Raw genomic sequence first — 16,486 nt, 5'->3', positions numbered from 1 at the left:
CGTGTGAAAATCATCTAGATCATCATTTTTTAGGATCTAGTGATTTGATTAAATAGAAAAAAGGAGGGGCAATGGATACAGAAACGATCGCCAGTGCAGTGCTGAACGAAGAACAGCTTTCACTGGACTTAATTGAAGCGCAATATGCATTGATGAATACCCGTGATCAGAGCAATGCAAAAAGTTTAGTGATTTTGGTCAGTGGAATTGAACTTGCGGGTAAAGGTGAAGCGGTGAAACAGCTGCGCGAATGGGTCGATCCACGTTTTTTATATGTCAAAGCCGATCCACCGCACCTGTTTAATCTAAAACAGCCTTTTTGGCAGCCCTATACTCGATTTGTACCTGCCGAAGGGCAAATTATGGTGTGGTTTGGTAACTGGTATGGGGACTTGTTGGCTACGGCCATGCATGCTTCAAAGCCTTTGGACGACACTTTGTTTGATGAATACGTCAGCAATATGCGGGCTTTTGAACAGGACTTAAAAAACAACAACGTAGATGTCTTAAAAGTTTGGTTCGATTTGTCGTGGAAGTCTTTGCAAAAGCGTTTGGATGACATGGACCCGAGCGAAGTACATTGGCATAAGTTGCATGGGCTAGACTGGCGCAATAAAAAACAATATGACACCTTGCAAAAGCTGCGTACGCGTTTCACTGACGACTGGCAAATCATTGATGGTGAAGATGAAGATTTGCGTAATCACAATTTTGCACAAGCGATTTTAACAGCGCTGCGTCACTGTCCAGAGCATGAAAAAAAGGCCGCATTAAAATGGCAGCAAGCACCGATACCGGATATTCTGACTCAGTTTGAAGCCCCTCAAGCTGAGGATGCAAACTATAAAGCAGAGTTAAAAAAACTCACCAAACAAGTGGCCGATGCCATCCGCTGTGATGACCGTAAAGTGGTGATCGCTTTTGAAGGTATGGATGCTGCGGGTAAAGGGGGGGCGATTAAGCGTATTGTGAAAAAGCTTGACCCACGAGAATATGAAATTCATACCATTGCCGCACCTGAAAAATATGAGTTACGCCGTCCTTATCTGTGGCGTTTTTGGAGCAAATTGCAGTCGGATGACATCACTATTTTTGATCGGACATGGTATGGACGCGTTTTGGTAGAGAGGATAGAAGGCTTCGCAACCGAGGTGGAGTGGCAACGCGCTTATGCGGAAATCAATCGTTTTGAAAAAAACCTCAGTAACAGCCAAACCGTGCTGATTAAGTTTTGGCTGGCGATTGATAAAGATGAACAAGCAGCGCGTTTTAAAGCCCGCGAAAGTACTCCGCATAAACGCTTTAAAATTACCGAAGAAGATTGGCGCAATCGCGACAAATGGGATGACTATTTAAAGGCAGCCGCGGATATGTTTGCACATACCGATACGGGTTATGCGCCTTGGTATATTATTTCTACCAATGATAAACAACAGGCCAGAATTGAAGTCTTAAGGGCAATTTTAAAACAGCTCAAAGCGGATCGCGATACAGATTAAAAAGCATAAAAAACGGTCATTTGACCGTTTTTTATAGAGGCGGATTTAGTTCTTTAACTTAAGGGAATTTGGGTCACTGGCGCTGCAACAGGAACACCTTGTTCAGCGGCTTGTTTCAGTTGAATGCCTTTGGCGAGCTTATACGATTCTTCCACATGAGTTTCCGCAATTTTTTTCATCACGACATAACCCAAGCTAGCCGCAATCATCTGCCCACCAAGAGGAATGAATTTAGTGACTTGTTTGGTGATGTATTTGGCTGCCATGTTATTGAGGGATTTCTTCACGGCTGTACGTGCCACCACCAGTCCAGAGAACTCCACGCCACGTTTACGCAGTTCTGACCAATGTATTTGCTTGGTTTCTGGGTCGTAGACACTGACTTGCTCAGGGGTTAGGCCAAAGCGGGCGTTAATTTCGGGAATCAACTGCGACAATATGCCCACATCAATCACCACATCGAGGAAGGGGACTGGAATAACCGCAGCACCTGCGGAAAAATAGGCGCGCTTTTTGACTAAATCCAAACACTCTTCGCGGATTTGTTCTAAATTTAAAGAGGGATCAATTTTTTCTGGAATATGCTCTAATTTCATCTTCTAAACCCTAAAATATCCTGATTCACATTGATTCTAGTTTTGCTTAAAGTGCGTATTTTAAAGCAAATTTTAAATAGAAATATGTCATCAAAGTGACATAGACAGAACCAGAAGTATAGTCAATAATCTGTGTGCTTTTGTAGATTTTTCATAAGACGGTCATTTGAGGGGAAACATGGCGATACACGTAATACAAAGTCAGCGTATTGATGTTCTGTTGCAAGCCATGCAAAAAACCGTCTTTAAACCGGCCAAAAATCCCTTTCAAGTGCTGCAAGCACAGCACTTTATTGTACCTTCACCTGCGGTTGAGGCGTGGCTAACGCAAAAGTTGGCTGAGCAGCAGGGCATCAGTGCTAACACGCAGTTTCATCATCGTATTCGTGGTTTTCAATGGTCGGCTTATCAGTGGGTTTTGGTCGACCAAAAAGATGAAGTCCGTAAAGCGAATATTCCGCGATTGATTATTAAATGGCGCGTCTTCCAAGCCTTAAAAGAATTTATACAAGCCGAGCTGAATCCTTTAGAGGTTGCCCATCCGTTGTATCCGATTATTCAGCGGATCTATGCCAGCGCTGACCGTTTGCAACAAGGCATCGATAAACAGCTGAAAAAGCAAAGCATGTTGTATTGGGTCGCGGAGCAGGTTTCACGGTTATTTAGTTTTTATATGGATTATCGTGGACATTGCACCAAAGGTTGTCCACCGCAAAATTGTCGTTGCCAGACCAATTGGTTACAAGCGTGGGGTAAAAACCAGCCGCTCGATTTGGAGCAGATGTTTTTTAAAACTCAGCAAGAACTCAGTGCTTTTCAGCTCAATCAAGCGCATGAGCTGGAAGCGTGGCAGCGTTGGCTCTGGCAAGTGGTGTTCCATGCTGACTTTGAACAAATTCAGCGTATTGATACTGCATTTTGGGACTTACTCGATCAAGCAGAGACCCGAGATGCTGCACTGAAAAAATTGCCTGCACAGTTGGTGGTGTTTACTGTCTTAGATTTACCGCCAAAGCAATTGGAGTTTTTACATCGATTGGGGCAATACCTCGAGATCTTTATTTTTCACTATAACCCATCGCAAGAATATTGGGCGGACAGTGTCGATCCCAATTGGAAAGCGCGTTATGACGCACGGGTAAAGCAGCGTTTTATTGAAAAAAATCCAAATGCCAATGATGCAGAGATTCAGCAGTTTTTTGATGAGTTTACCCTCCATTTTAATGCAGAAACCCGAGAGTCTCGCCATCCTTTACTGACCCGATTTGGTAAACAGGCACGGGATCATTTCTCTTTACTTTCCAGTCTTTCTTCAGGTGAGGATGGGGTGTGGGCCGATATCTTTGTCGATGAATATCCAGAAACTTTACTTGGTAAAATTCAGTCTGATGTCCTTTATTTGGTAGAACCTGAACAGCATCATTATGCCTTGGCTGAACAAGATGATTCGATACAGATTCATGTCTGTCACTCCAGCCTCAGACAGCTTGAAGTCCTCAAAGATCAACTGACGCATTGGTTGGCTCAGGGCACGGCTGATGCACCGCGACGTCCAAGTGATATTTTAGTGTTGACACCTAGTTTGACTGAGTTAGAGCCTTTTATTCGCAGTGTTTTTGCACCTCCTCCCCATGAGCGTGAGGCTTTGCAAAAGGGCCATCAACTGAGTAAAGACAGTATTTATTTGCCGATTAAGCTAGCTGGCGTGACTCAGCTCGATGCCTTAAATGCATGGCGTGCTGTGCTGGGACGGATGGTCTTGGTACGGGGGCGTTTCAGTATTGAGGACTTTGCCGATTGGCTCAGTTTAAATGCAACGCAGCAACGTTACAGCTTAGACATGAATATGATTGAGCGGATGACGGAGCTGTTGATCAACGCGGGCTTTAAGCGTGGATTGGATGCTGAACATTTAAAACGCAGTTTGGCCGAAGGGGATGAAGACTATCGTTATAGTCTGAAGTTTGCCTTAGATCGTTTGGCTTTAGGCGTCGCTGTACCAGAGCATGTGCTGTTTCATGAGACCTTGAGCTATGCCCAAGTACAGTCGAGTGATTTTGAGCTGATTGGTGTTTTAATTAAAATTTATCAGGATTTCAAACACCGTTCCGAGTGGATGATCGCGCATGAAACTGGACAACGGACAACTGCGGAAACTTGGCTGAATCGTTTGATGGAAGATATTCGCGAGTTTGAAGCTGCGGGTGTCGAGTCTTTGGCCGCAGTGTATAAGATGGTCAAAAAACAAGAACGTATGCTGACCTTGGCGAGTTTCTATGACGAACACGACCATCATGCACTGCGCAGTTTAAGTTTACCTTTGCCTTATGTATTAGAAGAAATCCAAAAGACCTTAGAAGCGCAACTGGACTATGCAGAACCCACGGGGCAGATCACGTTTAGTCAAATTGGTCAGATTCGACCTGTGCCGTATAAGTTGATCGTGATGTTGGGCTTGGACAGTGGCAAGTTTCCCAACCGTAGTGCGCATTTGCCTTTTGACCTAATGGATTTACTGAAACCACAACTGGGGGATCGTTCCCGTTTGGAAGATGATCAAGGGGCTTTTCTAGATGCGTTGTTGTTGGCACAAGAGAACTTATGGTTATTTTATAATGGCTTTGATATCAACGATGGTGAAGTCCGTGATCCGTCTACGGTATTGCAAGAACTGATTCAGCATATGGCCTTTATTGTGCAGCCTGACACACAGACCAAGAGTGCCAATGCAACGGTTGATCAGCATGGTGTGACTGTCCCTGCACAGTTGGCATCGCTGTATCATGTCCATCCTTTATTGCCTTTTGATCCGCGTGGTTTTGAGTCTGAGCACAGTATCCGTTTTCAAGACCAATGGTTTCAAGTCGCGAAACAATTGCAACATGCATCGGGACAACGGAGCAGTTGGGTCAATACGCCTTATCCAAAATTAGAGCAAGATATTCAAGTTCTTGATAGTCAGCAGTGGATTCAGGACATCACTTTCCCTGCAAGGCTGTATCTCAAGACTTTAGGCGTGGAAAACTTAAAACCAGAAGAGGTTCCTGCAACGCAAGAACCGTTACTGCTCGATGGTTTAGGACGTTATGCCATTCGTCATTTTTTACAACAACATGAGGCAGCGGCAGATGCCAATCTTCTGATGGATCAACTGCCGATTGGTAAAGTGCAAGATGGGGTCTGGCAAATGAGCGTGCTTGAGCAGCAGCGCTTGCTGGCACGTTTACAACGCTATGCACCCGAGGCTACAGCCACGACCCAACAAGTCTGGAAAGTGAATGAACATTTACAGATCAATATCACCCTAGCTAAATACAGTGCTGAAAAATGGGTCAGTGTAGAAGCATCCAGTGCCAGAGCAAAGCGCCGTGCCAAAGTTTGGTTAGAGTATTTACTGTGGCTGGCTTATGTCAATTTGGGTGAGGGCGGACAGCAGTATCAACGCATCGTGGTGTTTAGTGACCGAACCATTTTATGCACTGGTGTGAGTTCAAATCAGGCGCGTGAATGGCTTAAACCTTGGTTGAAAGCATGGGAGTATGCACAAACTCAGCCTTTGGTTTTACCTGCGGCCTTGTTACTGAAAATTGCAGAGAAAGATAAAACGCATGAATGGCAACTGAATGATCAGGAACAGATGGTGATTGCGGACATGGACGCCATTTATAAAGTGTGGGAAGAAGATGGTCGCTTTAGTGGTTTTTCAATGACTGAAAATGAAGCCAATAAAGCACACCGCGACTGGCAGTTTATTCTACAAGAGCAGGATGCCAAAGCATTACTTGCCCATGCCTGCGAGCAGTTTTCTTATGAACTATATCATCCGATATTTTTGCATCAGCAAAGCCTTGAGGACTAAGTCATGAAAGCACAGTCTCAGGTCACTACATCGAACATGTCTTATCAACCCATTGCCGATATGAGTTTTCAGGGCTTACATTGGATTGAAGCTTCAGCAGGCACAGGCAAGACTTTTACTTTATCCAGTTTGATGGTACGCATTTTTCTCGGGGCCTATTTGCCGAATCAGGTCATTGCAACCACCTTCACCCGTGCTGCCGCTGCGGAGCTGAAAAGTCGCGTTCGGGCACGTTTGATTGAAACTTTACGTTATTTTGAAGGTTGTCAGAGTCTGACCGAGCGAGAAATACAGGCCAAAATAGCTGTTGAACAAGATCCGCTGTTTACCAAGGTACTCATAGACTATGCACAGCGGGTCGGTTTTGCCCAAGAGCGTTTGAAGTTGGTGATTGATCAGTTAGATGAGCTGTTCGTCGGGACATTGGACAGTTTTAGTCAAAAGTTATTGCGTGAGTTTTCTTTTGAAAGTGGCAAGATTGAGCGTGCAGATATCACCGATGATGCGCAGAGTTATACTCAACAGCTTATTCATGACGTATTACGCGAGTGGATTCAGGCACAGCCGCAGCCTGTAGTGAATTATTTACTATTAAAACAAAAATTAAAAACTGAACAGGCTTATGTGCCGATTGTTGAAAATAGTTTGAACTTTGCATCGGCACAGTTTCAACAGGTGGAAAAACCTGCACTTGATTTGACGCAATTTGAGCAGGCCATTGATCAATTTACCGCGCTGGATGTGGCGCAGATTGAACGCTTGAAAGACTATTATGCCCCTGAAGGGCAATACCATGCAGTGCTGGGGAAAAAATGGCGTACCGATGCTTTGATGCAACGCATTCTATGTCAGGACTTACCTGCTTTTTTGACTGCACTGAAAGAGCAGCGGGCTTATGCCTTATTTGCGCCACATTTTGAAAAAACCTTAAAGCACCTGACTGACCTTGCAACGAAAAAAGTCTTAAACAAATGTGCTGTAGATGTGTTGGAACAGTTTGAGCAGCATCCTGTGTGGCGACAGGTCCGCATTTTCTTAGACGCATTGGCAGAGCTAGAGCTCAATTTGGATGTGCTGGATGCGTATTTAAAATATCACTTAAGTTCTGAGGTGAAAAAGCGATTACCACAAGTCTTGCAGCAAAAGAGTGAAACGACTTTTGCCCAGCAAATCCGTACCTTGTCAGAAGCCTTACAGGGCGAACAAGGCCGGCGCTTTGCCCAGTTTGTGCAGGCACGCTATCCACTCATTTTAGTGGATGAGTTTCAAGACACCAACCAAGACCAAGATGATATGTTGGCGCGAATTTGGCGTGATGCACAACGTTATCACCAAGGCTGTATGATTATGGTCGGTGACCCAAAACAAGCTATTTATGGCTTTCGTGGTGGTGACATGCTGACCTATAACAAGGCACGTTTAGATGTTTTGGCAAAGCAAGGTCGGCAGTATAGTTTGAAATATAATCATCGTTCTGTACAAAAACTGGTACAGGTGGTGGATGCTTTATTTCAACGCCAACAGGACTTTGGTGAGCAGGTCTATTACCAGCCTGTAGAAGCAGGGACTCGACCACATCCCGCTTTGGTCGATGCACAGGGTGAAAACCATGTATCGCTGCGTTGGCTGTTACTTGAAGACAAGAAAAATGAAGCTCAACAAGTGGCATGGAAAATTCGTGATTTAATCAACCAAGGCATTCAACAGCAGCTGTATGTGGCAGATGATCCGCCACAGTTTATGGGGGCAAATGATATCGCGGTGTTGTCGAAAAACCATGATGGCTTGGACAAAGTTCAGTTTGAACTAGAGCATTTGGGAATTTTGGTCAACCGTCCGTCTAAACGTAGTGTGTTTGAAAGTCAGGTCGCGAAAGATGTTGGTGCGCTATTGACTGCAATGATGCATCCTTTTGATGAAGCCAAAGTTCGCCGCGCGCTTTTGAGCCGGCTGTTGGCGATTGATTTAAAACAATTACTGGAACTGGAAAAGCAAGCCAACGGTCTGAGCCAGTTTATGGCGGATTTTGATGACATCCGCGACATGTGGATCAATAAAGGCTTTTTAAGTGCATGGCAATACGCTTTAAACCTGTTTAAAGTGTGGAAAAACTTGGTGGCTTACCAAAGCCGAGACAACGAACGGACTGTGGTCAATCTACGGCATTTGACTGAGTTATTGAGCCAACATAGTGAACAGTTTCAAGGCGCGCAGAAACTGTATCATTGGTATCTCAAACAGTTACATTTGCCTGCAGAACGTGAATGGGAGTTAGAGCGTAAACTTTCCAGCGCCACAGGTGTACAACTGATGACTATTCATCAATCCAAGGGTTTAGAGTTTAAAATTGTGTTCTTGCTGGGTGCCGACAAAGACTTTAAGGAAATGAATAAAACCTTAAACTTTTCAACGCTGGAACAGATCAATCCGACGACAGGGCAGAGCGAGTTACAGCGCATCGTAGCGGTAAATGATGCCAACCTGTTAGACCCAGCCGCGATTGATCAACACAATGAGCGAGCCGAAGCAGAACAGCATCGCTTATGGTACGTCGCACTGACCCGCGCCAGCCACCGCGTGTATGCCTTACTGCAAGATCAGGAATATAAATCAAATACGGCATTGGCATTTTGGCGTGGCCAAGCAGGTAATCTGTTTGAACATCCTGCCAGTGGTAATGAGGAGCTGCTGACTGAAAAGCCGATCCGTTTACAACCAGCCAAGCAGCAAGAGATCATTCAACTGCAAGCTTTGGCTTTTCCTGAACAGCGTTTTTATCCACGTTCCAAAACCAGTTTTAGTGCGTTGGCACAGCATTTGAGTCGCAAAGAGGCAATGGATGCCTTAGCGGTTTTGAGCGAGAAAGTGGGTAGTGCGGATGACGAGATTAATCATCCTGTGCTTGATGTGGAGCTGAGTCAGCCTTTGGCGTGGATTAAACGGCAGTTTCCAATGGGGACGACTGCGGGAACCTTCCTGCACGAAATTTTCGAGCATATTGACTTTCAGGACTCGGGTGACTGGGGACTGGAAATTCATCGTCGTTTTAAAAATGATAGTCCCTTACTGTGGCAAGAGTTATTGGGCAAATATCAAAATGAGTTTGGACAGGATGATGAAACTCAATTGGTGCTGTGGATGCAAGCGTGGTTAGCAGATGTACTAGAAACGCCTTTGCATGCAGGTTTTCAGTTGAAGCAACTGAAAGCCGATGAACACTTGGCCGAATTTCCTTTTTATTTGTCATTGTCCGATCATGTACTGGCGATTAAACGCATACAGACATTGTTTCAAGAATACGGCATTGATCTACTCGACTTAAATGAAGCCAATTCTGCTCGTTATCTGACAGGTTCGATAGACTTGGTTTATTTTGATGGTCAGCGTTATCACATTGCCGATTATAAAAGTAACTTCTTAGGGGCGGATCAGCAGAGCTACAATTATGACGCAATCCAATTGAATATGTCACATGCCAGTTATTGGTTGCAGGCGGGTTTGTATTTGGTGGCTTTGCATCGCTATTTAAAAGTGAATTTGCTGGACTATGACATTGAAAAACATCTGGGACAGGCGAGTTATCTCTATTTGAGAGGGATGAATGGGCAGCCTGATCAAGGGGTTTTAAGTTGGCGTGCTAGCCCAGAGTTTATTTTAAGATTAGATGCGATTTTGGGTTATTTTGCTGAGGATACTTATAGTGAAAATCATGTAGGCAAAACTTCTGAATTAAGTGAAATTAGTCACTCATAAACAAACAATTAAGCTGTGGATAACTTTGAGGATAACCGTGTGGAAAATGTTCATCAAGCCAGTATTGATCAGGCTACCGTGGTAGACACATGGTTAACACGTTGGAGTCAGTTTATTCAACAGTCACCGCTAAGTAAAACAGGGTTCACCGAAACCCGAAGTGAAATGATTCAACAGGTCCTTGAAGCAATGCTACGCGGTGAGAGTTGTATCTCGGTTGCAGCTGAAGCCGTCACAGTCTTAGATGATTTGGTGATGGATGAACAGCAGGCACAGCAACAAAAAGCGCCGTTTGTTTACGATCAGCAGCAATTATATCTGTATCGTTATTGGGCTTTAGAGCAGTCCTTGGCCCAGCAAGTGGCGCGGTTAAAACTACAAAACTTAACGCAAGTTGATATTTCAGCTTATGCCCATTTACTTGAAGATCCACACCAAAAACAGGCTTTGGCTATGGTGGCTGAGCAGGCGCTCTCGATCATTACAGGTGGTCCGGGCACAGGGAAAACCTATACCTTGGCGCGTATTATTGCGGTTCTCAAGCAAAGTCTGCCTGATATTCGTATTGCGATGGCTGCACCGACAGGTAAGGCGGCGCAGCGCATGAAAGAAGCCCTGCAAAACTCTTTTCAAGATGAAAAGTTACAAGACTTCATTACCCCAGATTTGAAAAACTTAAACCCTGTGACGTTACATCGACTTTTGGGTCTTGGGAATACGCAGCAACCGCGTTTTCATAGCAGACAACCTTTACCTTATGATGTGATTGTTGTTGATGAAGCGTCAATGCTGGATTTAAATTTGGCGCAGATGCTCTTTGCTGCCATGCCGAATCAAGCCCGTTTGATTTTATTGGGAGATGCCGATCAGTTGGCTTCTGTCGATGTTGGCTCTGTGCTCGCCGATTTACAACAGGTTCCAGCTTTGGCTGAAAATAGAGTCAATTTGGTCAATAGCCGTCGTTTCAACTCAGATGCACGGATTGGAAAGTTGGCACAATTTATTCAACAGCAAACTTGTTTTGACTCAATGACGCATCCTGCCGAAAAACAGAGCGTATTGAACACTTTTCAACAACAAGTGGTAAATGCTACGACGTTGAAGGCGGTTGAGTTGGATCAGGTCAAGGTCGATTATTTACAGCTCGAATTGTTGCCCGAGCAGGCTTTATCTGTAGAGCAGTTACAGCATTATTATGATCTGCTGATGCTTGGCTTTCAGGGCTATGTTGAGGCTTTAAAGCAATATCAGCAAAATCCTAATGAGTCTCTCGTACCCAAAGTGATTCAATATTTTGATGATTACCGTATTTTAGCCGCCATACGTCACGGCCATTTCGGCTTAAAACAGCTCAATCTGCAAATCGAGCAACGTCTATTAGAGCAATCAAAACAAATCAAGCAGGGTGAGTGGTATTTAGGACGCCCTGTGATGATGACCTATAACGACTATCAGTTGGGGGTGTCGAATGGCGATATTGGCCTGTGTTTACAGCGTATACAACAAGGTAAGTTGCAGTTTGAGGTGTATTTCCCTAGTTTGGATAAATGGGTGGCCGCGACACGGTTACCCAAAAATATTGAAACGGCTTTTGCACTGACCATTCACAAATCTCAAGGCTCTGAGTTCACCCATACCGCGGTGGTTTTAGATCGGCAGGCTGAAAAATTACTCAGTAAAGAGTTGATTTATACCGCAATTACGCGGGCGAAAAAAGTGGTCAGTTTACTGGTCGATGCTGATGCATTCGTACATGCTATGGTGACTCGAACCACCCGAGAAAGTGGTCTATCAAGAAAAATTAATCAACAAATTCAATTGTGAAGATTTAATAAACAAATAGGAGTTTTGTACGAAATGGCTTACATGGATTCAGGAGATTTGCGCATAGAGCTTTGCTGAGGATTTTGAGAAGATGGCTTCACATAAAGAGCTCAACACGGAATGTTGAGTATAATCGCAAAAAGATAATAATAACGTCAGTAGACAGCGAACTTACAGTGAAGTAGGTGAAAGAGGAAACTTACAGCCGCTAAGCCTTGTAGTTTTGGGAGAGACTACAAGGCTTTTTTATATCTGATAAATTGGCAAAATGTGACAAAAAATAGCCATTCATTCCTCGAAGCATAAATACAGTTATAGATTAAATATTGAAGAGATACTGTCTCAGTATTGCACTGCTTATGCTTTTTTAAATTTAGCTCTTATGTATTTAAGTATTTGTTTTTAATAAATTAAATTTTTACTATTGCATTTTTTAGAGAAATTTAAGTTGAATAATGGAGAAAATGAGGAGTTTATGTAAGCAATCGCTTACATGAAGATGAGTGAAATGCGACTTTTTTCTTCTGTGTGATGTGGCAAAATATGTCACATAAGGATGTAAATGATTAAACATGGAATGTTTAATACAAGACGCGGAAAAGCGCATTATTATAATGATAACCAAAACAACAAGAACAAAAATAAAAGAACACTACAGCGCAAAAAAGCCCAAGTTTACTTGGGCTTTTTTTTTATGCTCAGACTAAGTCTGTTTCGCTTCGATCGGTTGCAAATAATGAGCGACGTTGGTGCTTTAAGATTTTGGGACAATGCTTTGAGATTTGATAAAGCGTTTTCGCTAAAGCAGGTAAGTGGGTCCCGACGACAGATTTTCCTGTGGTTAATAGCGATACGCTAATATCACGTTCTGGATCGGCCCAGCAGAGAATATTGGAAAACCCGAGATGTCCAAAGGCTTGCCCAGTCATGGGTCCAAATAACCCAATAGGATTACTCCCTAACATTGGGCCTAAGGCATAACGCATCGGGACTAATAATGTCCGATCTAAACTGACTCCTGACGTGGCCAATGTCGAGCGAAATACCGTTTGGGCACTCATGATTTGTTTGCCTTGGTATTCGCCACCACTCAAGAGCATTTCAAAGAAACGTCCAGCTTGTTCGGCGCTGGTATAAATGTTGCCCGCTGGGCAAATCGTGTCCATAAAGCGCGCATCATTGGTCACATCGACCGCCAACTGTAAACCACCACCCAGTACCCGATTGAGATAATGGTCTGTGCCTAAACGTGGATGTAGACCTGTGGCATAGTTTAAAGCGACATCCGCTCGATACTCAGGTTTTAGGCCATAGTTAAAGTAATCTAAGCCCATGGGTTTTTCGATATTTTCGGCAAGAAATTCACGGGCTGTTTGACCTGTTACCCGTTTGATAATTTCCCCTAAAATATAACCTGACGTCACGGCATGATACGCCAGATGCGTGCCCGAAGCTGAAACGGGTTGTGCCGCATAAAGATGTTCTAAAATTTGATCTTGATTAAACAACAGTTCAGGCGTGACTTTGCTGTCAATGCGAGGAATGCCACCACGATGAGCGAGTAAATGAAAAATGGTGGCACGACGTTTACCGTTTACGCCATATTCGGGAATATAGTGGCTAATCGGATCGAGTAAATTCAGATCACCGCGTTCATCCAACATATGAATCAGCATGGCTGTAACGATTTTAGAGGCGGAAAATAAACAAACTGGGGTATCGGGTGTGCCAATTTTCGCATCTGCCGCTAAACCATCGGGCGAGTTACCTTGCGCATAACCAATGCTGCGGTTTAACAATATTTGTCCCTGACGACGTAAGCAGAGGCTGATGAACGGGTAGTTTCCTGTTTTATATAGGGACTCTACACTGGCCCAAATGCTTTGAATTTGCGCGTCCTTCATACCACCCAAGGTAGCGGAGACCTCATCCTTAGAACGAATCACGTGGTTGAGGTCATGGGGGACATAACAGGTATTGGCAGATAAAATTTTCACAAATTTCTCTCTATTTTTCGTTTTTATTGGATTTGAGTCTGATACTGAAAATCAGAATTGTCATGATTGTGCATGATTTGTGCAAAGCCGTCAGTTGCCGAATTGACTGCGAACATAAAACATTTTTGCAATATAGCGCTAGATCCCTTAAAATAATGCCTTGCTGTAGTGATGCACGGCAGTCAACTTGGTTTTGAAGAATCAATTTGATTTGTATCAAATGTAACTTATAAGCATCTCGGAGAAATCGAATGGCTTTAACAAACGCAGATCGCGCAGAGATCATTGCTAAATTTGCTCGCGCTGAAAACGACACTGGTTCACCAGAAGTTCAAGTAGCTCTTTTAACTGCTCAAATCAATGATTTACAAGGTCACTTCAAAGAGCACAAACACGACCACCATAGCCGTCGCGGTCTTATCCGTATGGTTAACCAACGTCGTAAGCTTCTTGATTACCTTAAAGGTAAAGACGCTACTCGTTACAGCGACTTGATTGCTGCTTTAGGTTTACGTCGTTAATTCGATTAAACTTTTATTTTCGGACTATCGCATTTTGAATGCTTTATTACTGGAAAAGAAAGTCTACCTTGCTTCTGTGAGGTAATGGGGAAGGGGCGAATGTTTCGCTCCTTCTTTGTGTCTTAAAATCATGTTTTTAGTCTCTGGTGAGGTCGGCTTCTAAGCTTTGTCATTTATACAGTTGCCTGAAATGGCGATGTGAATGCCAAACCTTAGGGGTCTCCACTAGAATAAAAATCAGGAAAGAAAAATACATGTCTATGTTTAATATTATTCGTAAAGAATTCCAATATGGTCAACACACGGTTGTTTTAGAAACTGGTCGTGTTGCTCGTCAAGCAAACACTGTTGTGATCACCATGGGTGGTGTACAGGTTCTTGTTGCAATCGTTGCTCAACCAAAAGCAAAAGCAGGCCAAGACTTCTTCCCGTTGACTGTTAACTACCAAGAAAAACAATATGCTGCAGGTCGTATCCCAGGTGGTTACGGTAAGCGTGAAGGTCGTCAGTCTGAAGCTGAAACTTTAATTTCACGTCTTATTGACCGTCCAATCCGTCCATTGTTCCCAGAAGGTTTCTACAACGAAATCCAAGTAACAGCGACTGTTATTTCTTCTGACAAAACCATGGAAGGTGATATCGCTGCAATGTTGGGTGCTTCAGCTGCGATGTCTATTGCTGGTGTTCCATTTGCAGGCCCAATCGCAGGCGCACGTGTTGGTTTAATCAACGGTGAATACATCCTTAACCCAACTTTAGAACAGCTTAAAGAATCTGATCTTGACCTTGTGGTTGCAGGTACTGAAGCTGCTGTATTGATGGTTGAATCTGAAGCGAAAGAACTTTCTGAAGACCAAATGTTAGGCGCTGTACTTTTCGGTCATGACGAAATGCAAATCGCAATTCAAGCGATTAAAGAATTTGCTGCTGCTGCGGGTGCGGTTGAATCAACTTGGGTTGCGCCAGTTAAAAATGAAGAGCTTCTTGGCAAATTGAAAGATGCATTTGAAGCGAAAATCTCTGAAGCGTATACCATTGCTGTTAAGCAAGACCGTTACGCAGCATTAGATGCACTTCACGTAGAAGCTGTTGCTCAGTTCGTTCCTGAAAATGATGAAACTGGCATTGCTGCTGAAGTTGACGAATTATTCGAAGATTTGAAATACCGTACGGTACGTGACAACATCTTGTCTGGTAAACCACGTATTGATGGTCGTGACACGAAAACTGTTCGTGCCATTGATGTTCAAGTGGGCGTATTAGGCCGTGCACACGGTTCTGCATTATTCACACGTGGTGAAACTCAAGCATTGGTAACTACCACTTTAGGTAATACCCGTGATGCGTTGATGGTTGATACCCTAGCTGGTACTAAAACTGACAACTTCATGTTGCACTACAACTTCCCTGCATACTCTGTCGGTGAAACAGGTCGTGAATCTGGTCCTAAGCGTCGTGAAATCGGTCACGGTCGTTTGGCGCGTCGTGGTGTTCAAGCGGTTCTTCCTGCAGCTGACCGCTTCCCGTACGTGATTCGTATCGTATCGGATATTACTGAATCAAACGGTTCATCTTCAATGGCTTCTGTATGTGGTGCTTCATTATCACTTATGGATGCAGGTGTTCCATTGAAAGCGCCAGTTGCAGGTATTGCAATGGGTCTAGTGAAAGAAGGCGAGCGTTTCGCAGTTCTTTCTGACATCTTGGGTGACGAAGATCACTTAGGTGACATGGACTTTAAAGTAGCCGGTTCTGCGAACGGTATTACTGCACTTCAAATGGATATCAAGATTGAAGGTATCACTGAAGAAATCATGGAAGCGGCATTGAACCAAGCGTATGCGGGTCGTATGCATATCTTGAACGAAATGAACCAAGTGATTTCACGTGCTCGCCCTGAAATTTCAATGCATGCACCGACATTCCAAGTGATCAACATCAACCCAGACAAGATCCGTGATGTAATCGGTAAAGGTGGTGCGACGATTCGTGCAATCACTGAAGAAACCAAAGCTGCAATTGATATTGAAGACAACGGTACTGTTCGTGTATTTGGTGAAACCAAAGCTGCTGCTGCTGCTGCGGTTGCAAAAATCCAAGCACTTACTGCTGAAATTGAGCCGGGTACAATTTACGTCGGTAAAGTCATTCGTATCGTTGAATTCGGTGCGTTTGTAAACATCCTTCCAGGTACTGATGGCTTACTTCACATTTCACAAATCTCGAACGAGCGTATTGCAAACGTGGCAGACGTGTTGAAAGAAGGTCAAGAAATTAAGGTACAAGTTGCGGATGTAGACAACCGTGGTCGTATCAAATTGACGATGAAAGACATCGAACAAGTTTAATCTCTTGTCAATTCACATGGTGTTTGCCATGTGAATTGAGTTGTCTTAGAAAAGCCTTGAGCTTGGCCAATTTAAACTTTGGCTTGCTC

At 43.8% G+C, this 16,486-nt stretch carries 8 protein-coding genes; 6 read left to right on the top strand and 2 right to left on the bottom strand.

Going from position 1 to position 16,486, the window contains the following annotated elements; genetic code table 11:
• The first annotated feature begins 71 nt into the window (after positions 1-71).
• Positions 72-1,499, top strand: a complete 1,428-nt coding sequence (gene pap, locus AC5EUN_RS14860; RefSeq protein ID WP_078425732.1) for a polyphosphate:AMP phosphotransferase — start codon at positions 72-74, stop codon at positions 1,497-1,499.
• A 53-nt stretch (positions 1,500-1,552) separates the two neighbouring features.
• Here the strand turns inward: pap and AC5EUN_RS14855 are convergent, their stop codons facing one another.
• Positions 1,553-2,095 (bottom strand): hypothetical protein, encoded by a 543-nt coding sequence (locus AC5EUN_RS14855; RefSeq protein WP_004692676.1) that lies wholly within the window; start codon positions 2,093-2,095, stop codon positions 1,553-1,555.
• Positions 2,096-2,273: 178 nt separating this feature from the next.
• Here AC5EUN_RS14855 and AC5EUN_RS14850 point away from each other — a divergent pair, with 178 nt between their 5' ends.
• Genes AC5EUN_RS14850 through recD form a run of 3 tightly spaced genes read left to right on the top strand, consistent with a single transcriptional unit; the run spans position 2,274 to position 11,531 of the window.
• Positions 2,274-5,954: an exodeoxyribonuclease V subunit gamma gene (locus AC5EUN_RS14850; protein ID WP_493352408.1), complete on the top strand. Its 3,681-nt coding sequence runs from the start codon at positions 2,274-2,276 to the stop codon at positions 5,952-5,954.
• A gap of 3 nt (positions 5,955-5,957) precedes the next feature.
• Positions 5,958-9,707, top strand: a complete 3,750-nt coding sequence (locus AC5EUN_RS14845) for a UvrD-helicase domain-containing protein (protein WP_178895922.1) — start codon at positions 5,958-5,960, stop codon at positions 9,705-9,707.
• Between the two features lie 39 nt (positions 9,708-9,746).
• A complete protein-coding gene (gene recD, locus AC5EUN_RS14840) occupies positions 9,747-11,531 on the top strand; it encodes an exodeoxyribonuclease V subunit alpha (RefSeq protein WP_178895921.1) in 1,785 nt (594 codons plus the stop codon).
• Positions 11,532-12,229: 698 nt separating this feature from the next.
• Here the strand turns inward: recD and AC5EUN_RS14835 are convergent.
• Entirely contained in the window at positions 12,230-13,528 is a 1,299-nt protein-coding gene (locus AC5EUN_RS14835; RefSeq protein WP_159152962.1) for a serine hydrolase domain-containing protein, read from the bottom strand.
• A 251-nt stretch (positions 13,529-13,779) separates the two neighbouring features.
• Between AC5EUN_RS14835 and rpsO the strand changes: the two genes are divergently transcribed.
• Complete coding sequence (gene rpsO, locus AC5EUN_RS14830) at positions 13,780-14,049, top strand: 30S ribosomal protein S15 (protein ID WP_004692669.1); 270 nt, start codon at positions 13,780-13,782, stop codon at positions 14,047-14,049.
• Between the two features lie 260 nt (positions 14,050-14,309).
• The gene (gene pnp / locus AC5EUN_RS14825) at positions 14,310-16,397 is read left to right on the top strand and encodes a polyribonucleotide nucleotidyltransferase (protein ID WP_171054252.1); all 2,088 of its coding nucleotides are present in this window, start codon (positions 14,310-14,312) and stop codon (positions 16,395-16,397) included.
• The last annotated feature ends 89 nt before the right edge of the window (positions 16,398-16,486 follow it).

This window comes from Acinetobacter sp. CAU_H_S170_2, from assembly GCF_058890445.1.
The sequence above is the reverse complement of the archived record's forward strand: the minus strand, read 5'-3'. Positions and strand labels throughout refer to the sequence as shown.

Coding starts and splice junctions, on each gene's coding strand:
- rpsO (WP_004692669.1), top strand. CDS start 13,780: ATGGCTTTAACAAACGCAGATCGCGCAGAGATCATTGCTAAATTTGCT.
- AC5EUN_RS14850 (WP_493352408.1), top strand. CDS start 2,274: ATGGCGATACACGTAATACAAAGTCAGCGTATTGATGTTCTGTTGCAA.
- AC5EUN_RS14855 (WP_004692676.1), bottom strand. CDS start 2,095: ATGAAATTAGAGCATATTCCAGAAAAAATTGATCCCTCTTTAAATTTA.
- AC5EUN_RS14845 (WP_178895922.1), top strand. CDS start 5,958: ATGAAAGCACAGTCTCAGGTCACTACATCGAACATGTCTTATCAACCC.
- pap (WP_078425732.1), top strand. CDS start 72: ATGGATACAGAAACGATCGCCAGTGCAGTGCTGAACGAAGAACAGCTT.
- pnp (WP_171054252.1), top strand. CDS start 14,310: ATGTTTAATATTATTCGTAAAGAATTCCAATATGGTCAACACACGGTT.